This is a genomic window from Polaromonas sp. P1_E3 (genome assembly GCF_056405935.1).
In genome coordinates this window covers 1-20756 of sequence record NZ_JBFUBD010000018.1, presented here as the reverse complement: position 1 = coordinate 20756, position 20756 = coordinate 1, and the positions used below count along the sequence as shown (strand labels likewise).

Annotated in this window: 17 protein-coding genes; 11 read left to right on the top strand and 6 right to left on the bottom strand. The window is 63.9% G+C overall.

Translation table 11 applies throughout. From position 1 onward, the window contains the following. The first annotated feature begins 54 nt into the window (after positions 1-54). Together hemN and AC1D0Z_RS05395 are read left to right on the top strand one after the other, a co-directional pair. Positions 55-1437: an oxygen-independent coproporphyrinogen III oxidase gene (hemN, locus tag AC1D0Z_RS05400; protein WP_477657214.1), complete on the top strand. Its 1383-nt coding sequence runs from the start codon at positions 55-57 to the stop codon at positions 1435-1437. Between the two features lie 14 nt (positions 1438-1451). Beyond that, on the top strand, positions 1452-2132 hold the full coding sequence (locus AC1D0Z_RS05395; protein ID WP_477657213.1) for a sulfite exporter TauE/SafE family protein: 681 nt from the start codon (positions 1452-1454) through the stop codon (positions 2130-2132). A 120-nt stretch (positions 2133-2252) separates the two neighbouring features. Here AC1D0Z_RS05395 and AC1D0Z_RS05390 read toward each other — a convergent pair whose 3' ends face one another. Together AC1D0Z_RS05390 and AC1D0Z_RS05385 are read right to left on the bottom strand one after the other, a co-directional pair. Beyond that, on the bottom strand, positions 2253-2633 hold the full coding sequence (locus AC1D0Z_RS05390) for a DUF2917 domain-containing protein (protein WP_477657212.1): 381 nt from the start codon (positions 2631-2633) through the stop codon (positions 2253-2255). An 86-nt stretch (positions 2634-2719) separates the two neighbouring features. Continuing rightward, the gene (locus AC1D0Z_RS05385) at positions 2720-4831 is read right to left on the bottom strand and encodes a nickel-binding protein (RefSeq protein ID WP_477657211.1); all 2112 of its coding nucleotides are present in this window, start codon (positions 4829-4831) and stop codon (positions 2720-2722) included. A 266-nt stretch (positions 4832-5097) separates the two neighbouring features. Here AC1D0Z_RS05385 and AC1D0Z_RS05380 point away from each other — a divergent pair, with 266 nt between their 5' ends. Further along, a complete protein-coding gene (locus AC1D0Z_RS05380) occupies positions 5098-6507 on the top strand; it encodes a MipA/OmpV family protein (RefSeq protein WP_477657210.1) in 1410 nt (469 codons plus the stop codon). A 110-nt stretch (positions 6508-6617) separates the two neighbouring features. On the opposite strand, the gene AC1D0Z_RS05375 is transcribed toward AC1D0Z_RS05380, so the two are convergent. After that, complete coding sequence (locus tag AC1D0Z_RS05375; protein ID WP_477657209.1) at positions 6618-7226, bottom strand: PAS domain-containing protein; 609 nt, start codon at positions 7224-7226, stop codon at positions 6618-6620. A gap of 88 nt (positions 7227-7314) precedes the next feature. Between AC1D0Z_RS05375 and AC1D0Z_RS05370 the strand changes: the two genes are divergently transcribed. Beyond that, positions 7315-9969 (top strand): chemotaxis protein CheB, encoded by a 2655-nt coding sequence (locus AC1D0Z_RS05370; protein ID WP_477657208.1) that lies wholly within the window; start codon positions 7315-7317, stop codon positions 9967-9969. A gap of 70 nt (positions 9970-10039) precedes the next feature. Here the strand turns inward: AC1D0Z_RS05370 and mnmA are convergent, their stop codons facing one another. Continuing rightward, positions 10040-11254 carry a tRNA 2-thiouridine(34) synthase MnmA gene (mnmA, locus tag AC1D0Z_RS05365; RefSeq protein WP_477657207.1) on the bottom strand — a complete coding sequence of 405 codons (1215 nt, stop codon included), beginning with the start codon at positions 11252-11254 and terminating at the stop codon, positions 10040-10042. A 204-nt stretch (positions 11255-11458) separates the two neighbouring features. On the opposite strand from mnmA, the gene AC1D0Z_RS05360 reads away from it, so the two are divergent. Continuing rightward, positions 11459-13060, top strand: coding sequence for an OpgD/OpgG family glucan biosynthesis protein (locus AC1D0Z_RS05360; protein WP_477657206.1), 1602 nt, complete (start codon positions 11459-11461; stop codon positions 13058-13060). A 21-nt stretch (positions 13061-13081) separates the two neighbouring features. Here AC1D0Z_RS05360 and AC1D0Z_RS05355 read toward each other — a convergent pair whose 3' ends face one another. Together AC1D0Z_RS05355 and AC1D0Z_RS05350 are read right to left on the bottom strand one after the other, a co-directional pair. Next, complete coding sequence (locus AC1D0Z_RS05355) at positions 13082-13597, bottom strand: NUDIX hydrolase (RefSeq protein WP_477657205.1); 516 nt, start codon at positions 13595-13597, stop codon at positions 13082-13084. Between the two features lie 8 nt (positions 13598-13605). After that, positions 13606-14607 carry a LysR family transcriptional regulator gene (locus AC1D0Z_RS05350; protein WP_477657204.1) on the bottom strand — a complete coding sequence of 334 codons (1002 nt, stop codon included), beginning with the start codon at positions 14605-14607 and terminating at the stop codon, positions 13606-13608. A gap of 145 nt (positions 14608-14752) precedes the next feature. Here AC1D0Z_RS05350 and AC1D0Z_RS05345 point away from each other — a divergent pair, with 145 nt between their 5' ends. From AC1D0Z_RS05345 to AC1D0Z_RS05320, 6 genes are all read left to right on the top strand, one after another. Further along, on the top strand, positions 14753-16288 hold the full coding sequence (locus tag AC1D0Z_RS05345) for a CoA-acylating methylmalonate-semialdehyde dehydrogenase (protein WP_477657203.1): 1536 nt from the start codon (positions 14753-14755) through the stop codon (positions 16286-16288). Positions 16289-16536: 248 nt separating this feature from the next. Further along, positions 16537-17652, top strand: a complete 1116-nt coding sequence (locus AC1D0Z_RS05340) for a Re/Si-specific NAD(P)(+) transhydrogenase subunit alpha (RefSeq protein ID WP_477657202.1) — start codon at positions 16537-16539, stop codon at positions 17650-17652. After that, positions 17649-18359 (top strand): hypothetical protein, encoded by a 711-nt coding sequence (locus AC1D0Z_RS05335; RefSeq protein WP_477657201.1) that lies wholly within the window; start codon positions 17649-17651, stop codon positions 18357-18359. The genes AC1D0Z_RS05340 and AC1D0Z_RS05335 overlap by 4 nt, the downstream gene beginning before the upstream one ends. Positions 18360-18365: 6 nt before the next feature. Next, entirely contained in the window at positions 18366-18695 is a 330-nt protein-coding gene (locus AC1D0Z_RS05330; protein ID WP_477657200.1) for an NAD(P) transhydrogenase subunit alpha part 2, read from the top strand. Continuing rightward, positions 18692-20116, top strand: coding sequence for an NAD(P)(+) transhydrogenase (Re/Si-specific) subunit beta (locus AC1D0Z_RS05325; protein WP_477657199.1), 1425 nt, complete (start codon positions 18692-18694; stop codon positions 20114-20116). The genes AC1D0Z_RS05330 and AC1D0Z_RS05325 overlap by 4 nt, the downstream gene beginning before the upstream one ends. Positions 20117-20278: 162 nt before the next feature. Continuing rightward, positions 20279-20756: AMP-binding protein (locus AC1D0Z_RS05320; protein WP_477657198.1), on the top strand; the 478-nt coding region annotated here is incomplete at its 3' end.

Here is a 20756-nt window from a genome sequence, read left to right as displayed (position 1 = left end):
CGCTGCCAAGGCGGCAGGGCGGCACAGTGGAGGCCTCACTCTCTCAACCACGCCATGCCCGCAGTATTACCCCAGGCCCTCAAGCGCTTCGACATCTCCGGTCCGCGCTACACCTCCTTTCCCACGGCGGACCGTTTTGTCGAGGCTTTTACCGCTGCCGACCACGACCGTGCGCTGGACGACAGGCGCGCACGGGCCGAGACATCGGCGGCGCCGCTGTCGCTGTATGTGCACATTCCGTTTTGTGAATCGCTGTGCTACTACTGCGCCTGCAACAAGATCATCACCAAACAGCACAGCCGCGCCACCGCCTACCTGGGCTATCTTGAACGTGAAGTGGCCCTGTACACGGCGCGCCTGGGGCAGGGCCAGCCCGTCAGCCAGCTGCATCTGGGCGGAGGCACGCCGACTTTTTTGTCCGACGCCGAGCTCGCACGGCTCATGGACATGCTCAGGCGCAACTTTGACATCGCGGCCGGCGCGGAAATGGCCATCGAAGTGGATCCGCGGACGGTGGACAACGCACGCCTGGCCGCGCTGGCGGCGCTGGGCTTTAACCGCCTGAGTTTCGGCGTGCAGGATTTCGATGCCGACGTGCAAAAAGCCGTGCACCGCGTCCAGCCCGCCGAACAGGTGTTTGCGCTGGTCGCGCAGGCGCGTGCGCTCGGGTTTGAATCCATCAATGTGGACCTGATCTACGGCCTGCCGCGGCAGACGCAGACGTCCTTCGCGCGCACCATACGCCAGATCGAGGAGCTCAGGCCGGACCGCATTGCCCTCTATGCCTATGCCCACTTGCCGGAACGCTTCAAGCCGCAGCGGCACATCGCCACCGCGCTGTTGCCGGCGGCAGAGGACAAGGCCGCCATGCTGTCCGAAGCGATGCAGCGCTTGCAGGGAGCGGGTTACCGCTACATCGGCATGGACCACTTCGCGCTGGAGAACGACGCGCTGGCCGTGGCCAGCCGCGAGGGCCGGCTGCACCGCAACTTCCAGGGTTACAGCACACAGCCCGACAGGGACCTGGTGGGCCTGGGCGTGTCGGCCATAGGCGCAGTGGGCGCCACTTACAGCCAGAATGCCAAGACCCTGGAGGAATACTGCGACCTGCTTGACCAGGGGCGTCTCCCCGTCACGCGGGGCCTGGCGCTGAGCCGGGACGACCTGGCGCGCCGTGCGGTGATCATGGCCATCATGTGCCAGGGGCAGGTCTGGTTCGAATCGATAGAGCTCGCCTGGATGCTGGACTTCAAGAGCTACTTTTCAGCGGAGCTGGAGCGCTTGCGCGAACTGGAGGACGCCGGGCTGGTCATGCTTTCCAGTACCGGCATCGAGGTGACGCCCGAAGGGCGGTTCGTGCTGCGCGCAGTGGCCATGGTGTTTGACCGCTACCTGCAGTCCGACCTCAACCGCAGCCGTTTTTCACGCATTATTTGATTGCAGCGCCGCCCATGTCTTATGCGCTCACCACCACGGCCCTGTTGATGGGTCTTGCCGGCGGGCCGCACTGCGCGGTGATGTGCGGCGCGGCTTGTGGTGGTTTGCGGCGCGCAGGCGGGCAGCGGCAGGCGCATTCACCGCTGGTCTTTCAGGCCGGGCGGCTTGCCGGTTATTCAAGCGCGGGCGCAGCGGCAGCGGCAGCAGTACAAAGTTTTGCCTGGATGACAGAACAGGCCGCTGTGGCCAAGCCGCTCTGGGTGCTGTTCCATCTGGCCGTGCTGGGCTGGGGCCTGATGCTGGTGATCAACGCCAGCCAGCCGGCCTGGGCGGATCGGGTGGGACGCTCGGCCTGGTCCAGGGTTGGGGCGGTGGCTGCGTCGCGTGGCGGCATGTTCTCGGTGGGCGCGCTGTGGGCTTTCATGCCCTGCAGCCTGCTTTATTCGGCGCTGCTGGTGGCGTCCCTGAGCGGCGGGCCGTTGCAGGGCGCGCTGGCCATGGCGGCGTTTGCCGTGGGTAGCGGCGTATCCCTGCTGTTGGCGCCCAGGCTGCTTGCCGGGTTACGGCGCGCCGGCAACGGCCGAGGCGGCCAACTGGGTGTGCGTCTGGCCGGCGGGGTGCTGATGCTGGCGGCCGTGTTCGGTCTGTGGATGGATACGGCGCAGCGCATTGCCCAATGGTGCGGCCTGGGCTGAGGCATACCAGCATCGAGTCCGTCAGTTCTTTGCTTTGCTATGAATTTAATAGCTGCTTGCGCCCGTCATTAAAGGGCTATGGGCATTTTTCCTGGGGCCGCGACCTGATTTGGTGTTCCTTCACCTTTTCAGCGTGATGAGGACTGCATGAGGGGCGCTGATCGCCTCATGGCCACGCGCCCGCCTTGCGCCCACCGCAGCGCTGAGCGCCAGTGCGGCGAAGCCGCGGGCCGCGGCAAAGGCCAGGAAGGCGGTGCCGTTCAAAGGCCGGGCGAGCAAGGCACTGGCCAGTGGCGGGCGATATGGCTCCCAGTGCAGGCTCACGCCCTGCGCGCCTGCGGGCTCAATCACGGCGTTCTCATCGGGTCCCAGGCGCACGCGCTGGCCGGCTTCGAGAAAGTGGTCTCCAGGGTCGTTGTGGCGTGTCAGCCAGAGCCGGCCCCGCAGTACGGTCAATTCACCGCTGCGCCGGGGAAGGCGAAGCGCCTGTCCCGGTGCCATGCGCCGGGTTCCACCGTGGAGTAGGGTGCTATCGGATTTCGCATTCATCATCAGTCTCTTTGAAGGGTTGCCGTGCGGTCACGGGTTCAGAGTCCGGCAAGGGCGTGCAGCGCGGGGTTGTCGACCTGGCCGGCAAGCAGCTTCGCCGCGGCCGCGCTCGCGACGTCGCCCAGCGCGGCGCGGTGAAGGCAGGCGCGCACCGTCAGCTCGCGCATACCGCTGCGCGCGGCGAGGTCCTGCATTTCGTTGATCCAGGCTGAGGCCTGGGGCATGCCTTGCGCCACCGCGACGCCGCACAGCGCGTCAAGCGCATACGCTTTGCCCCAGAGGTAGGCGTCGGGCAGGCGTACGCAGCGCGCCAGGGCGTCAGCGAGTATTTCAACAGCGCGTTGCGGCTCCCCCCGCGCCATCGCCACCCGTCCCAGCCCCCGTCCGGCAATACCTTCCCAGCAGGGGTCGCCAAGCTGGCAGCCCAGTGCAAAGGCATGCTCGAAGCGGTTCGCGGCGGCATCCACATCACCGCGCACCAGGTCGATCTCGGCCCGCAGCGATTGCGGCCACGGCACAAAGGCCGTCCAGCCTTGCCGGGCCAAGGCTACCGAGCGGTCCAGCGCTTCGGCGGCGTCGTCAAGCTCACCATGCAGCAGCAACGCGCGGCCCAGCATGGACAGTGCGTAGGCCTGTTGCTTGTTGTCGCCTGCGGCAGCGGCAAGTGTCTGCGCCTGATGCAGCAGGCCGATGGCGGCCGTGTAATGCGCGGTGTCGCTGAGTGCTGCGCCGTGCACGGTGGCGATGCGTGCCTGCTCCGCGCGGTCGCCAGCCGCCAGCGGTGCCGCGCGCTGGAGCCAGGCCAGCGTGCGTTCGTAGCGGCCGCGCAGGAATTCGACGTAGCCGAGCTCGCGGCAAGCCGCGGCGGCGAGCACCGGCGAGGCATCGTGGCCAACCTCCAGTGCTTCGTGAAGCGCCGTGGCACCTTCCTCGTCGCGCCCGCGGGCGGCATGCACCAGTGCGCCGCCCAGGGCCACACGCGTGCGTGCACGCAGCGCCGCGTCGCCGGTCGTGTCCGCCTCGGCGATCGCGCGGCGCAGGCAGTGCAGCCCGGCATCGAGCGCGCCGGCGCTGATCGCTGCCTCCCCGGCCTCCAGCTGGGCCAGCGCAGCGGCACGGCCGGTGGCGGGCCGCGCGGTGGGCGCGGCGGTGAATGTACGCAAGGCGGCCTCCAGCGTGGCGCCGGGCTGCAAGCCCAGCTCGCGCTGGAACAATTCACGGCAAGCCGCGGCCTGGCGCGCCGCGCCCACACCATCGCCCGAGGCCGCAAGGCCACGCACCAGCAGCGCCTGGTAGTTCTCGTCGAGCGGGTTGTGGCGCACCAGCCGGCCGGCCAGTGCGGTTGCTTCCATGAGGGCGCCCGCTGCCATGCGCGCCAGGGCGGCTTCGCGCAGCACAGCTTCGGCGGCGGCCTGGATGTGACGGCGTTCCGTGGCGAGCCAGACCTCGAAGGCGGGGCTGTCTGAAAAATGCATGCCTTCGAGCAGCGAGTGATCCAGGCCGGGAACACACAGGGCCTGCGCCCAGCTCCCCGACAGCACGGCGTGAAGGTCGACGTAGGCGGCAGGCTCCAGGGCAAGCCCCAGTGGATCACCGCGCAAACCTGTGCTGCCGAGCAGGCGCCGCAGCTCGCTCAGGTTCCAGCGCAAGGCGGCCAGCGGATCTTCGGCATCTTCGAACAGCAGCCCCGCCAGGTGCTTGCGGCTGACCGGTGCTTCGCAGCGGACCAGATACGCAAGCAGGCCCCAGACCTTGTGCCCGCGTGGCGCCGGCACCTGCATACCGCCGCGCTCCACGCGCGGCGGGCCCAGCAGGTAAATGGCAAGCCCCTGCGCTGGCGGGTCGTTGGGTGCTTGCGGATTCACCGGCGGGCCYCAGGCTTCAGCGGTGGTCGGGTCGATGACCGTGGTGACCTGCGCAATGGAATTCGCCGGGAAGCCGCCCCGGCGCGCGTGTTCGCGCACGAGCTCCTCATTGGCTGCGCGGTAGATGCAGTACATCTTGCCGCCTGTCACATAGCTCTGTACCCACTGCACGTCGGGGCCCAGCTCCTGCAGCACACCGCAGGATTTCTGGGAGATGGACTGCAGCTCGGCCGGCTTCAGGGCCCCGAGTCCGGGGATGGTGCGTTCGATCACGAATTTGGGCATAACTGTCTCCGTTGAGTTGAAGGAGACCCGACGATAGGCAGTGTACGTGTGAGCCGGCGTGTGATGGAACGGCCTGATCAAGGTCAATATTCACGCAAGGAGATTTCGGCCTAGCCGATGATTGCCTGTTTGCTTACAAGCTGGTACGGCCAAAGGTGTCTTTCGTGGATAGCATCGGGGTGTTTGCCGCGCCCCCTGGTTCCTTCCATCGGCCTCTGCTTTGTACGGATGCGGTGCTCCACCGGTAACTTTCACAATAAAAACCAATGATGAAATTCTCTCCCTCGCCGCGCAGCCTCTTCCTGGCATCCACCCTGTTGTTCGGCAGCCTGTACGCCATGTCGCCGGCCCTGGCGGGCGGCAACACCGAGCCGCTCACCGACATTCTTTCTGCGCCCGGCAGCGCCGGTCTGGGTTTCGTCACCCGGATCGAACGCTCGCCTTACAAGGATGCCGGCACGCGCTACGACCTGCTGCCGCTTTACCTGTATGAGGGCGAACGGCTTTTCCTGCATGCCAACCGGGGCGGCGTGAAACTGCTCAACGGCAACGAACAGCGGGTTGACCTATTTGTGGAACAGCGCCTGGAGGGCTTCCCGACCGAACGCCTGCCCGCCAGCCTGGCCGGCATGTCGCCGCGCGACTCCGGCCTGGACCTGGGCCTGGCCTACCGCTGGCGACAGCCCTGGGGCACGCTGCAGGCCGAGCTGGTGCATGACATCAGCAACACCTACAAAGGCAACGAGTTTCGCCTGGGCTATACCTATGACTGGCGGTCGGGCCCGTGGATGTTGCGACCGAGCCTGACGGTGGCTGTGCGCGATGCCAGGCTCAACAACTATTACTACGGCGTGCAGGCCAGTGAGGCAACGGCCGGCCGGCCCGCCTATGCACCGGGGTCCGGTGTGCAAACGTCGATCGGCCTTTACGGCTCCTATGACCTGACGGAGCGCTGGCGCCTGCTGGCCGGCGTGTCGGCCACCATGCTCGACAGCAAGACAAAAAACAGCCCCATTGTGCAAAAGGGCGTGCTGCCCGCTGTGTATATCGGCGCAGCCTACGACTTTGGCGGCCACAAACGCGAGTGGGCAGAAGACAGCTCGCCCACCTACTTCAAGCTGCTGTACGGCAAGTCCACCGAAGACGGCTGCCACCTGGCCAAGATCATCACAGCGCAATGCCTGTCGACGGCGAAGGTCAATTCGACCAGCATCACCGGCATCCAGGTCGGCAAGCCCTTCCTGAACAATGTGAACGGGTGGCCGCTCGACTTCATYGGCTACGTGGGCCTCACRCACCACAACGATCGCGGCCTGCAGGCCAACGGCGTGCAGCTGGACCTCTTCATGAAAGCCGTCTATTCGGGCTTCCCGTGGAGCGAGCGGGTCAAGACGCGGCTGGGCCTGGGCGTGGGGGTGTCCATGGCGCAACGGGCGCCTTATATTGAATCCTCCAGCCTGGCGGCCAACGGCAAATCGGCTTCGCGCATGCTCAATTACCTGGACCCGACCATCGATGTGAGCCTGGGCGACCTCATTGGCTACCGGCCCCTGAAGGACACCTTTATCGGCTTTGGCGTATCGCACCGCTCGGGCATTTTTGGTTCGTCGCGCCTGCTGGGCAATGTGAACGGCGGCTCGAACTACATCTACACCTACGTCGAAACCGCGCTGTGAGCGGCCAGGCCAGCTGGCCATGATGTTGATGATTGCTATCAATTCGGGAGCTGCTTGCGCCCGTGCCTATTGAGTTGCAGCGGTTTTATCTGAAAAAGCCCGAAACCCGGCTACAGGCTGCCCCAGCCTGAAACCTTGCCGACCGGGCGGAGGTCGTCTCCTGCGGCCAGTTTGAGCGCGGAAACGTCCGTCATCACCAGCCGTATGCCGGGCGCCGCGGTGAAAGGGTCCACCCAGGCGCGGGCCTGGGCATTCACACAGAGCGACATCTGCTGCGGCCGCCTGATCTGCAGCGACAACGCAAACACCTCTTCCCTGCCGTTCGCCGCCGCCGCCAGCAGGTTGTCCGCGACGGCGACGGAAGTGTCGCTGAAAAATTCGCGCAGCATCCTGCCCACAAGGGCACGAGGGCCCTGGCCCAGCAGCAGCGCCGCGCGGCCGTTGAGTTCCAGGATTTTTCCCTCCGTCGACAGTGTGAAGTAGCCCACCGGGGCGAATTCGTAGAGGTCCTGGTATTTGGCCCGCAGGCTGTTCACGTGGCTGAACGCTTCGGACAGCATTTCATTCTGCATTTCCAGCTCGATCTGGTGGACCTGCAGTTCATGGATGAGCTTGAGCTGGTCGACTTCGCTGTCGGGCACAACCCATGCCTGCCGGGCTGCCAGCTGTTTCTCGGCCCGGCTGCGCAGCACGGCGGGGCGTATGAAGGAGGTGTTCATGGATATCCCGGGTGTGCCGCCGCCTGGAATGTACTGCGGCGTAGACTATCGGATCGTGCCAAGCAACGACCCCGTGGTTTTACCAAACATGACATCCCGACACAAGCCTGCATCCCTTGCCGCCGAGGCAAAACCCATTGCTGTCGTGGGCATCGGCGCCTCCGCGGGGGGCCTGGATGCGCTGGAGCAGTTTTTTTCCCGCCTATCGCCGGACAGCGGCCTTGCCTTTGTGGTGGTGCAGCACCTGGACCCTGACAGGGACAGCGCGCTGGTGCCCTTGCTGCAGCGCGTGTCGCTGCTGCCCGTGGTCCCGATCAAGGACCGCACACCGGTGCAGCGCGACCATGTGTACATTGCCCCGCCGGGCTTTGAGGTGTCCATCCTGCACGGTGTGCTGCACCTGCTCAAACCTCCTGCCTCGCAAAGGCTGGGGCTTCCCATCGATGCCTTCTTTCGTTCACTGGCGCTGGACCAGCAGGCCAGGGCCGCCGGTGTGATCCTGTCGGGCATGGGCTACGACGGCACCATGGGCGCACGCGCGCTCAAGGAAAAAGCCGGCGTGGTGCTCGTGCAGTCGCCCGATACAGCCAGGTTCAGCGACATGCCCCGCAGCGTCATCGACGCCGGCGTGGCCGACATTGCCGTGCCCGTCGACAAACTGCCGGAAAGGATCCAGGCCTATTTTGCGCACCTGCTGGTGGACGGCAATCTGCAGGGCGAGGAAGCCGTGCCTGGGACCGGGAGCCTGCAGGCGCTGCTGGAGAAAGTGCTGATCCTCGTGCGCACGCAGACCGGCCATGACTTCAGCCTTTACAAAAAAGGCACGGTCTACCGGCGCATCCAGCGGCGCATGGCCATTCACCAGATCACCACAGCCGATGCCTATGTGCGCTATGTCCAGGAAAACGCTTTTGAAGCCGACCTCCTCTACAAGGAACTGCTGATCGGTGTGACCTGCTTCTTTCGGGACCCCGAAGTCTGGCACCAGTTGCCGCAGGAGGTTTTTCCGCGGCTGATCCAGGCGCGTCCCGCAGGCACGGCCCTGCGCGCCTGGGTGGCAGCGTGTTCCACCGGCGAAGAGGCTTTCACGCTGGCCATGGTGTTTGCCGAGGCCGCTGCAGAGCTGGGCAATCCCCATGGCGTGACGCTGCAGATATTTGCCACCGACCTGGACGAAGATTCCGTGGTGCTGGCGCGCAAGAGTGTCTACCCGAAAAATATATCGGCTGACGTGTCGCCTGAGCGGCTGGACCGGTTTTTTACCGCCGTGCCGGGCGGCTACCGCGTCAAGCAGGAAATCCGTTCCATGGTCGTTTTTGCGCAGCAGAGCATTGCCAGCGACCCGCCCTTTGCGCGGCTGGACATCCTGACCTGCCGCAACCTGCTGATCTACCTGGAAGCCGAACTGCAGCAAAAACTGCTGCCGCTGTTTCATCGCAGCCTCAACCCCGGCGGCGTCCTGGTGCTGGGCTCGGCCGAAACCATCGGCCAGTCGAGCGATCTCTTTACCTCGCTGGGCGTCAAAACCCGCATCTACCGCCGCCTCGACGTGTCGTCCCGGGCGGCGGACTTTCCTCCCTATCCGGAACTGCCCATGCCGACGCCGATCCACACCGCCTCCCCTCGCCAGGCTTCTGCGGGCCCGGGCAGCCTGCAGGTGCTGGCCGACCAGCTCCTGGGGCGAAAGTACGCGCCGGCCGCAGTGCTCGCCAGCGCCCAGGGCGACATCGTCTACTTCAGTGGAAAAACCGGCAAGTACCTGGAACCCCCCGCAGGCAAGGCCAACCTGAACCTGTTCGGCATGGCGCGCACCGGCCTGAGCCAGCCCTTGAGCGAGGTGTTCTACCGCGCACTGCGGCAAAAAGCGCCGGCGGTGCTGGACCGGGTGACGGTGGACGTGGAAGGCAAACCATTCGCCTTCAGCGTGACGGTGGAGCCGCTGGTGGCGCCGGAGTCGCTGCAGGGCCTGGTCATGGTGGTGTTCACCGACGTGCCGCAGGCCCATGCGCAGGCAGATGACGCCGGAGCCCCCTCTGACGCTGAAACTGACCACGAACGCCAGGTGTCCGAGCTCTTGCGGGAGCTGGCGCGCTCGCGCGAGGAGCACCAGGCCACACGAAGTGAAATGCAGGCGGCCCAGGAGGGCCTGATGTCGGCCAACGAAGAGCTGCAATCAGCCAACGAAGAACTGACGACGTCGCGCGAAGAGATGCAGTCAATCAATGAGGAGCTGCAGACCGTGAACGCCGAACTGCAGGCGCGCGTGGACGCGCTGGCCCGGGCCAGCGACGACATGGAGAACCTGCTGAACAGCACCGATATCGCGACCGTATTCCTGGACCAGCGGCTGAACGTGCGGCGCTTCACAACGCGCGCGCGGGGCCTCTTCAAGCTGATTGCCGGCGATGTCGGCCGGCCCATCACCGACATCGTGTCCGAGATGGACTACCTGGACCTGGCGGGTGACGCGCGCGAGGTGCTGCGCACGCTGATGTTCCAGGAAAAAGAGGTGAGCGCCAGCGGTGATCGCTGGTTCATGGTGCGCACCATGCCCTACCGCACGCAGGACAACCGCATTGACGGTGTCGTCATTACCTTCACCGACATCAGCGTGGCCAAACGGCTGGAAGCCTCCTTGCGCAAGACCGGGGCGGGCATGGGGAAACCGGAGGACAGCCCGGAAAAACCGCGGGCTGTCCGCAAGAAAAAAGGACAAGGCCACCCGGGCGAGCAGGAAGGGTAGTAATAATTTGCTATTAAATTAATAGCTGCTTGCGCTCGTCGCTATTGGTCTGTGGCCGAATTAGTTGATTTCAGGCGTAAGCGGGCTTGAGTGGTGCGGCCGGCTGGTTTTGCACATTGCTGGCCGCAATGACGCCGCCACCCAGGCAGACATCCCCCTGGTACAGCACCGCCGACTGGCCCGGCGTCACCGCCCACTGGGCTTCGGTAAACGCCAGTTCGCAGGCCGCACCGCTGGCGCTGCGCAGCTCGCAAGGCGCATCGGCCTGTCGGTAGCGGGTCTTGGCCGCCAGGGCGCCGGGCGCCGGGGCGTGGCCCGCGACCCAGCTGCAATCCTGCGCCTGCAGCACGGTGGATTGCAGCCACGGGTGGCCGTGGCCCTGCACCACCCACAAGGTGTTCGTTTCAAGATCTTTTCGCGCCACGAACCAGGGCTCGTGTTCCCCCACGCCACGCAGCCCGAGTGCTTGCGCAGCCTTGAGCTCGGCGCCCTTGGCCTTCACGCCGCCTATGCCCAGGCCCTGGCGCTGTCCCAAGGTATAGAAGGACAAACCCACATGCTCACCCAGCACGCGGCCCTTGTCGTTCTTGATGGGGCCGGGTTCTTTGGCGATGTAGCGGTTCAAAAATTCGCGGAAAGGCCGCTCGCCGATGAAGCAGATGCCGGTGGAGTCTTTTTTCTTTGCATTCGGCAGGCCGATTTCGTCGGCAATGCGGCGGACTTCGGTCTTGCGCAGCTCGCCCACAGGGAAGAGGGTTTTAGAGAGCTGCGCCTGGTTCAGCCGGTGCAGAAAGTAGCTCTGGTCCTTGGCCGGGTCCAGGCCCTTGAGCAGCTCGTGCAGGCCGGTGGCTTCGTTGTGGCGAACCCTGGCGTAATGCCCGGTCGCGATTTTTTCGGCGCCCAGGCGCATGGCGTGGTCCAGGAAGGCCTTGAACTTGATCTCGGCGTTGCACAGGATGTCCGGGTTGGGCGTGCGGCCGGCCTGGTATTCGCGCAGGAACTCGGCGAAGACGCGATCTTTATAGTCGGCGGCAAAGTTGACGTGTTCGATTTCGATGCCGATGACGTCCGCTACCGCGGCGGCGTCGACAAAATCGATGTTGGATGAGCAAAACTCGCTGTCGTCGTCATCTTCCCAGTTCTTCATGAAAATGCCGATGACTTCGTGGCCCTGCTGTTTGAGCAGCCACGCGGTGACGGCGGAGTCCACCCCGCCGCTCAGGCCGACGACGATCCGTTGCCGCTTGCCGTCATGGCCGTGTGTGTTGATTTGCGTGTTGCCCATGGCCCCATTGTAAAAAGGCGGGCGCTTTTGCGCCTGTATCGGGGTTTTCGGGTCTTTTCGGGTCTTTTGCCCTGCTGGCCATGCGGCCGGGACCGGGGGGGGCGCTGGTGGCGTAGCCGTTCGGACTATTGTCGGTCGTTGCGCCGCGCCGCCGCAGACTCTTCCCGCACAATGGAAAGCCCCTTTCTTGCAGGAGCTGCCACTTTGCAACGACGTCAATTTCTTTCCCGTACCGGCCAGGCTGTCACGGCTGCCGGCCTGGCCACCGGGCTGCCATGGCTTTCTTCTCTGGCCCAGGCTGCGGGCCTCAAACCCATTGGCAAGGCCCAACCCTTCGATTACGCGACGCTCAAGGGCCAGGCGCGGGACCTGTCGGCCAAACCCTACCGCCCCCGGGCAGTGCCCCTGCCGGCCGGTGTTTCGGACCTGAACTGGGATCAGCACCAGGCCATCCGATTCCGGGATGACCATGCCTTGTGGGGCGATGAAAAGCTGCGCTTCGTGGCCAAGTTTTTCCACCTGGGCCTGTACTTCAAGACACCGGTGCGCATGCACGAAGTGAGCAACGGCCAGGCGCAGGAACTGGCTTATGACCCGGCCATGTTTGACTACGGGAAAAGCGGCGTGCAGGGCGACAAGCTGCCCGCCAATCTTGGCTTTGCCGGCTTCCGGCTGAATTTCCACACTGATCCGGTGCGTGACGTGGCGGCCTTCCTCGGCGCCAGCTACTTTCGTGCGGTGGGCGGCGAATGGCAGTATGGCCAGTCGGCACGGGGCCTGGCCATCGACACGGCGCAAACCTTCCCGGAAGAGTTCCCGGATTTCATCAGCTACTGGCTCGAAAAGCCGGACCCGAAAGCCGCTTCACTGACAGTCTATGCGTTGCTGGATTCGCCGAGTGTCAGCGGCGCCTACCGCTTTGTGATCACGCCGGGCGACACGCAGGTCATGGATCTGGACGTCGCGCTGTACCCGCGTAAAACCATCGACCGGCTGGGCATTGCACCCTGCACCAGCATGTTCCAGACCGGCGAAAACGACAAACGCATGGGTTGGGACTGGCGCGGTGAAATCCACGACACCGACGGCCTGGCCATGCACAGCGGTACAGGCGAATGGCTGTGGCGCCCCCTGACCAACCCGGCGCAGCTGCAGTTCAACGCCTTCCAGGACGACAACCCGCGCGGTTTTGGCCTGATGCAGCGCGACCGCAACTTTGACCACTACCAGGACGACGGCGTGTTTTATGAAAAGCGCCCGAGCCTGTGGGTCGAGCCGAAGGCAGGCTGGGGCGCGGGGTCGGTGCAGCTGGTGGAGATTCCGACCGTGGACGAAACCTTTGACAACATCGTGGCCTTCTGGAACCCGAAGGACAAGCCGCAGGCAGGGCAGGAGCTACTGTTTTCCTACCGGCTGCACTGGGGTGGCCAGCCGCCCGCTGTGCAGATGCCGCTGGCGCGCTGTGTGGCCACACGCACCGGCCTCGGCGGCGTGGTCGGGCAAAAGCGCACCGCTTACACGTGGCGTTTTGCCGTTGATTTCGCAGGCGGCGACTTTGGATTATTGAGTGCCAAGGCCCAGGTCAAGGCCGTGATCACCGCCTCGCGCGGCACGATTGAATTGACGTCGGCCCGGCCTCTGGAGGCCATCAAGGGCTGGCGTGCCATGTTCGACGTGCGCCCCGATGGCGACAGCACGGCGCCCATTAACCTGCGCATGCACTTGCAGGTGGACGGCCAGTCATTGACGGAAACCTGGCTGTACCAGTGGACGCCGCCGCCGGTGGCGCAGCGGGTTCTTTACTGAGGCCCCAACAGGCCATGCTGCCTATTGCTGGCTTAGAGCGGCGTGCACGCTGGCATCCGTGGTCACCAGATCGAGCGGGAAGCGTTTGCCGGCCAGGTAATCTTCCAGGCAGGTCAACAAAAGGGGGCTTCGGTGCATGTGAGCGCTTGCTCTTATTTCGTCTGCGGTGAGCCACACCGTGCGGACGATGCCTTCATCCAGCGCCTGGCCGGCCACGTGCTCGCCCAGTTCGCCGCAAAAGGCAAAGCGCAGGTAGGTGATGTCTTCAGATTCATCCTGCCCGGCGATGGCCCGCTCAAAGCGGGAGAGGTAGACCCCCACAATGGCTGTGGGCACGAAGTGGAAGGCGGTTTCTTCCAGCGTTTCGCGCACGCAACCCTCGAAGGGGCTTTCACCGGGATCCAGGTGRCCGGCGGGGTTGTTGAGCTTSAGGCCGTCCCGKGTYTCCTCYTCSACCAGCAGGAACCGGGAGACGCCATCGATCTTTTTTTCAATCACCGCAGCGACCGTGACGCTGGGTTTCCATCGTTTAATCATGCGCAGGATTATCCGTGGGCTTGATGACCGGGGTCCTGACGGGCCGGCCAGGCACAGGAGGCGGCTGAAAATCCGGCGGAAAAACTCTGCCGCAGGTGTGCCACCAGGCACTGCACCGCTTTGGGCACTTGCGGTGACCAGGGCCTCAGCGCGTAAATGCGTTCGCCAAAAAATCCTTGCACCTGCCATTCGGGCAGAACCTGTACAAGCGGCGGCGCGGATCGCGCGGCGGTGCCGGCCGCAGGGGCGCTGAAGTCCGGCAGCAAGCCGATGCCCAGGCCCGCCACCAGTGCTTCGCGCAGCACTTCGCTGTTGTTGGCCTTCAGCGTGCCCGTGATGTTGACGCCGACTTGCTCGCGGGACTTGCGCTTGCCGTTGCGTATAAAGGTCCAGCTCGCGGTGTTGTGGCTGCCCAGGTAGAGCAGGCAGTCGTGCGAGGCCAGGTCGGACGGCTGGGAGGGCACGCCACGCCGGGCGAGGTAGCCGGGGCTGGCCAGCAGGATGGAGCGCGTTTCGCACAACACCCAGGCCACGTGGGTTTCTGGGGGCGCGTTGGTATGGCGTATCGCCAGGTCGAAGCCCTCGTTGGCCAGGTTCACGAAACGGTCGGTCAGTTCGAGTTCGATATGGATTTCGGGAAATTGCTTGAGGAAGGCCGCCACGCAGGGTGCCAGGTGCTGGCGTCCCAGCGCGACCGGCGCTGTCACGCGGATCAGGCCGCGCGGCGTTCCTGCCAGGTCCTTGACGGCGGAATAGCTTTCGCTGATGCGGTTAAAGGCCGGCTGCATGTCGTTGACCAGTTGCTGGCCGGCTTCCGTCAGCCCGACGGAGCGTGTGGTGCGCCGAACCAATGTCACGCCCGCTGCGCGTTCGAGCTCGCTGATGCGCATGCTGGCCGAGGCCTTGGACATTCCGAGGCGCCGCGCCGCTTCAGTGAAGCTGCGCGTGGCGGCCAGGATGGTCAGCAGGTGAAGGTCGGCGACGAGGGGCGATAGCTGGTCTGAAGACATGGATGTCGAGTCGGCCCAAGCGGCCTATTGTTCAGAAATATGAACAATGTAATCACAAAACAGGGCATTATCAATTCGGCTGCGCAGCCCTAGACTGCGGTTAAACCCATTGGCCGGCCCGGCCCCGTACCTTCAAGGATTGCAAATGTCTTTATCCCCTGCTGCCTCCGCTTCGCAAGCCACCATCGGCCACTACCTGAATGGCCGTGTGGCCGCCTCATCTTCCGGGCGCAGCCAGGAGGTTTTTAATCCTGCAACGGGCGCCGTCTCAGGTCATGTCGCGCTCGCCAGCGGGGCGGAGGTCGATGCGGCCGTGGCGTCAGCCCAGGCCGCATTTCCCGCTTGGGCTGATACACCGCCGCTGCGCCGCGCGCGTGTGCTGTTCAAGTTCCTGGAGCTGCTCAACCTGAACAAGGACAAGCTGGCCCACCTGATCACCGCCGAGCATGGCAAAGTATTCACCGACGCCCAGGGCGAGGTCTCGCGCGGAATTGACATCGTTGAATTCGCCTGCGGCATCCCGCAACTGCTCAAGGGCGACTTCACAGACCAGGTCTCTACCGGCATCGACAACTGGACGCTGCGCCAGCCGCTGGGCGTGGTGGCGGGTATCACGCCCTTCAATTTCCCGGTCATGGTGCCGATGTGGATGTTCCCGGTGGCGATCGCAGCGGGCAATTGTTTTGTCCTGAAGCCCAGCCCGATCGACCCCAGTCCCAGCCTTTTCATGGCCGACCTGCTCAAGCAGGCGGGCCTGCCCGATGGCGTCTTCAACGTGGTGCAGGGCGACAAGGAGGCGGTCGACGCCCTGCTGGTGCACCCGGACGTGAAGGCCGTGTCTTTTGTCGGCTCCACGCCCATTGCCAATTACATCTATGAAACCGGCGCACGCCACGGCAAGCGCGTGCAGGCCCTGGGCGGCGCGAAGAATCACATGGTGGTAATGCCCGACGCCGACCTGGAGCAGGCGGTAGACGCACTGATAGGCGCGGGATACGGCTCGGCCGGCGAACGCTGCATGGCGATTTCGGTGGCTGTGCTGGTGGGTAATGTGGCTGAGAAGCTTGTTCCCATGCTGGAGGCGCGCGCCAAAACACTGGTCATCAAGAACGGTGTGGAGCTTGACGCGGAAATGGGACCTATCGTCACCCAGGCCGCGCACCAGCGCATTACCGGCTATATCGACGCAGGTGTGAAGGAAGGCGCCAAGTTGCTGGTGGACGGCCGCACCTTCACAGGCGCGAAGGCCGGACCCGGCTGCGACAAGGGCTTCTGGATGGGCGGCACGCTGTTCGACCACGTCACGCCTGACATGCGCATCTATAAGGAAGAAATCTTCGGCCCGGTGCTGGGCTGCGTCCGCGTGAAGGACTTTGCCGAAGCGGTGAACCTCATCAATGCCCACGAATTTGGCAATGGCGTGAGCTGCTTTACCCGCGACGGGCATGTGGCGCGTGAATTCAGCCGCCGCATCCAGGTCGGCATGGTCGGCATCAATGTGCCGATCCCCGTGCCTATGGCCTGGCATGGCTTCGGTGGCTGGAAAAAGAGTCTTTTCGGCGACATGCACGCTTATGGCGAAGAAGGCGTGCGCTTCTACACCAAGCAAAAGTCCATCATGCAGCGCTGGCCCGAGAGCATCGGCAAGGGCGCCGAGTTCGTGATGCCGACAGCCAAGTAGGACCTCCGCCATCAAGGCGAACAGGCCCCGCGAGCCATGCAGTGGCTCGCGGGGCTTTTTTTATCGCGCGCCTTGACTCGGGTCAAAAACTATAGACTGGCCCGACAAAAAATTGCAAAAATCTCATGTAAGCTTCATGACAGGTACAAAAGCGGATACGCAGACAGACACACCAAGACAGATCGCGCACGAGCCCGCCTGTGGGCTGACGTCAATCAAACCAACACCAACGTACTGAGGAGAGACCCATGCTCATTGGGGTACCCGCCGAAATCACGGCCGGAGAAACACGCGTCGCCATCACGCCCGAAACGGCCAAAAAGCTCAAGGCACAGGGACATACCGTCCGTGTGCAATCGGGTGCCGGCGTGGCTGCCAGCGTTCCCGATGAGGCTTACGCGGCGGTTGGTGCAGAGATCACCGATGCGGCGGGCGCTTACGGCGCCGACATCGTGCTCAAGGTGCGCTGCCCGCTGGACAGCGAGATGCCGCTGGCCAAAGCCGGCGGCGTGCTGGTCGGCATGCTCAATCCTTTTGACCCAGCCGGGCTGCAGCGCCTGGCTGCAGCCAAGCTGACATCTTTTGCCCTTGAAGCCGCGCCGCGCACCAGCCGTGCCCAAAGCATGGACGTCCTGTCATCGCAAGCCAATATTGCCGGCTACAAGGCCGTGATGATGGCCGCTGCTGAATACCAGCGTTTCTTCCCCATGCTGATGACCGCAGCCGGCACCGTCAAGGCTGCCCGCGTGGTGATCCTCGGTGTTGGTGTGGCCGGCCTGCAGGCCATTGCCACTGCCAAGCGCCTGGGTGCAGTCATTGAAGCCAGCGACGTGCGCCCCAGCGTGAAAGAACAGGTCGAATCCCTGGGTGGAAAGTTCATCGATGTCCCCTACGAAACCGACGAGGAGCGCGAAGCCGCTGTCGGTGTGGGCGGCTATGCCAAGCCCATGCCGCCGAGCTGGCTGGAGCGGCAAAAGGCCGAAGTCGCCAAGCGCGTGGCGCAAGCCGACGTGGTCATCACGACAGCACTGATCCCGGGCCGCCCGGCGCCGGTGCTGGTCACGGAAGACATGGTCAAGGCCATGAAGCCGGGCAGCGTGATTGTCGACCTGGCCGCACCGCAAGGCGGCAACTGCCCGCTGACCGAACCCGGCAAGACCGTGGTGAAGCACGGCGTGACCCTGATCGGCCAGACCAATGTGCCGGCCCTCGTTGCTGCAGACGCCAGCGCGCTCTATGCACGCAACCTGCTCGACTTCCTCAAGCTCATCATCACCAAGGAAGGCACGCTCAATGTCGACCTGGAAGATGACATCGTCGCGGCCTGCCTGATGACGCAGGGCGGCGAGGTCCGGAAAAAATGATCCACAGGCTGCTTTGGCTGGCGGTGTTTACGGCCTCGATGGCTGTTTTGCCTGCGCATGCCGAAACCGTCAAGGTGGGCAGGGCCAGCATTGAACTGCCGCAAGGAGATTGGAAAGCGCTGGCGACCAGTGATGGGCAAGACAAGGTGGATGGCGACAACACCGGTGGTGGGCTGCCTACCGAAACCCGCTCGTTTGCCTTCACAACGAGTGGCCGCGTGATGGCCATTCTCTACGTGAATTCATCAAAGGGCGGGGGGCTGGGTGTCAATTGGGCCAATACCTGCACTAGCAGTCAGAGTGTCATGGCCGTCAACCTGACGACGAATCCCAACGCGCTCGAATGTGTTCGGATGTCCATCCCTTTGAAGGCAGCGCAGTATCTCAAGCTTGCTATGCCCGATGTGTTGAATGCCATGGAAAACAACGGTATGGCCGTGCCACCGGCCATGCAGGCCATCGGTGTGACAGTAGGCAGTTCCGGCGGTGCCAGCATGCACGTTAATTTGCTGGTGGTGCCGGGCTTTCTTGGTTTGCAGGGCGAAGAGGCTTTACGTCTTCCGRCACCGTTGAGCCCCGGTCAGCTTGTGTGGGCGCGTCAACTGGCCGCGGCTGTCAAGGGCAGCCTTTACTCCATGAGCGGCAACATGATTCTTCCCCCTCTGGCTTTCGCCAGTCCCCGCGTTACTTCATCAACTCTTCAATAGGCGATCATGGAAGCTGTTTCCCCCACCATCATCAACCTGATTATTTTTGTACTGGCCATCTACGTGGGTTACCACGTGGTGTGGACCGTCACGCCGGCCCTGCACACCCCGCTGATGGCGGTGACCAATGCGATCTCGGCCATCGTGATCGTGGGCGCCATGCTCGCGGCTGCGCTGACCGAAACCCCGCTGGGCAAAACCATGGGCTGGCTGGCCGTGGCGCTGGCCGCGGTGAATGTCTTCGGCGGCTTTCTGGTGACCCGCCGCATGCTTGAAATGTTCCGCAAAAAAGACAAAAAGGCGCCCGCCGCCGCTGATGCAGGAGCTTCCAAATGAGCATGAATCTCGTCACGCTGCTGTACCTGGTGGCCTCCGTCTTCTTCATCCAGGCGCTCAAAGGCCTGTCCCATCCCACCACGTCCATACGCGGCAACATCTTCGGCATGGCTGGCATGACGATTGCCGTGCTGACCACCGGTGCGCTGATTGTCGAAACCTCCGGTGGGAAAGCCCTCGGCATGGTCTACGTGCTGAGCGCCCTGCTGGTGGGCGGCACAGCCGGCACGCTGATGGCCAAACGCGTCGAGATGACCAAAATGCCTGAGCTGGTCGCTTTCATGCACAGCATGATCGGCCTGGCGGCGGTGTTCATCGCGGTGGCGGCTGTCGCCGAGCCCTATGCCTTCGGCATCGTGGCCAAAGGCCTGCCGATCCCTGCCGGCAACCGGCTCGAACTCTTCCTCGGCGCGGCCATCGGGGCCATTACCTTCAGCGGCTCCGTTATCGCCTTCGGCAAACTGAGCGGCAAGTACAAGTTCCGCCTTTTCCAGGGTGCCCCGGTGACTTTTTCCGGCCAGCACATGCTGAACCTGGTGCTGGGTCTCGTCACGGTTGGCCTGGGTCTGGCCTTCATGCTGACCGGCAACTGGACGGCTTTCTTTGCCATGCTGGCGCTGTCTTTCGTCATGGGTGTGCTGATCATCATCCCGATCGGCGGCGCCGACATGCCGGTGGTGGTGTCCATGCTCAACAGCTATTCAGGCTGGGCGGCGGCGGGCATCGGGTTTTCGCTCAACAATTCCATGCTGATCATTGCCGGCTCGCTGGTCGGCTCGTCGGGCGCCATCCTCTCGTACATCATGTGCAAGGCGATGAACCGTTCCTTCTTCAATGTGATCCTGGGCGGCTTCGGCGGTGAGGCCGGTACGGCCGCCGCAGGCGCCAAAGAGCAGCGCCCCGTCAAGTCCGGCTCCGCCGATGACGCCGCCTTCATCCTGGGCAATGCCGAAACCGTGATCATCGTTCCGGGCTACGGCCTGGCCGTGGCGCGTGCCCAGCACTCCGTCAAGGAACTGGCGCAAAAGCTCATCGAGAAGGGTGTGAACGTAAAGTATGCGATCCATCCAGTGGCCGGCCGCATGCCGGGCCACATGAACGTGCTGCTGGCCGAGGCCGAAGTGCCCTACGACCAGGTGCATGAAATGGAAGACATCAACGCCGAATTCGGCCAGGCCGACGTCGCCATCATCCTGGGCGCCAACGACGTGGTGAACCCTGCCGCACACGTCAAGGGCAGCGCGATCTACGGCATGCCGATTCTGGAGGCGTACAAGGCCAAGACCGTCATCGTCAACAAGCGTTCCATGGCGGCCGGCTACGCAGGCCTGGACAACGAACTCTTCTACATGGACAAGACCATGATGGTGTTCGGCGACGCCAAAAAGGTGATCGAAGACATGGGCAAGGCCATCGAATAAGGGTAATGGCAGCCCCTGAGCGGCTGCGACTTGCCTGCGTGTCATGAATTAGAGGGGCGCCCCTTCTAATTTCCCGGGTTTCCTAGGGAAAACGCAATAGCCACGAAGAGGGCACGCCATGAGAATCCGTGGCAGTAAGCAAAACGTAATGGAGAGACACACATGAATGCAGCGACCCTTGACCGCCCATGGCTCAAAGCCTATCCGCCGGGCGTTCCCACCGATATCGACGCGTCGCAGTACCCGTCGCTGGTCGCATTGATGGAGGAAAGCTTCAAGAAGTACGGCAGCCGCGTCGCCTACAGCTTCATGGGCAAGGATGTGACCTTCGGCCAGACCGACAGCCTGTCGCTCGCCTTCGGCGCCTACCTGCAGAGCCTGGGCCTGGCCAAGGGCGACCGCATCGCCATCATGATGCCGAACGTGCCGCAGTACCCGGTGGCCGTGGCCGCCATCCTGCGCGCCGGCTATGTGGTGGTCAACGTCAACCCGCTCTATACGCCGCGCGAACTGGAGCACCAGCTCAAGGACTCGGGCTCCAAGGCCATCGTCATCATCGAGAATTTCGCCAACACGCTGGAGCAGTGCATTGCCGCCACTCCGGTCAAGCATGTGGTGCTCTGCGCCATGGGTGACCAGC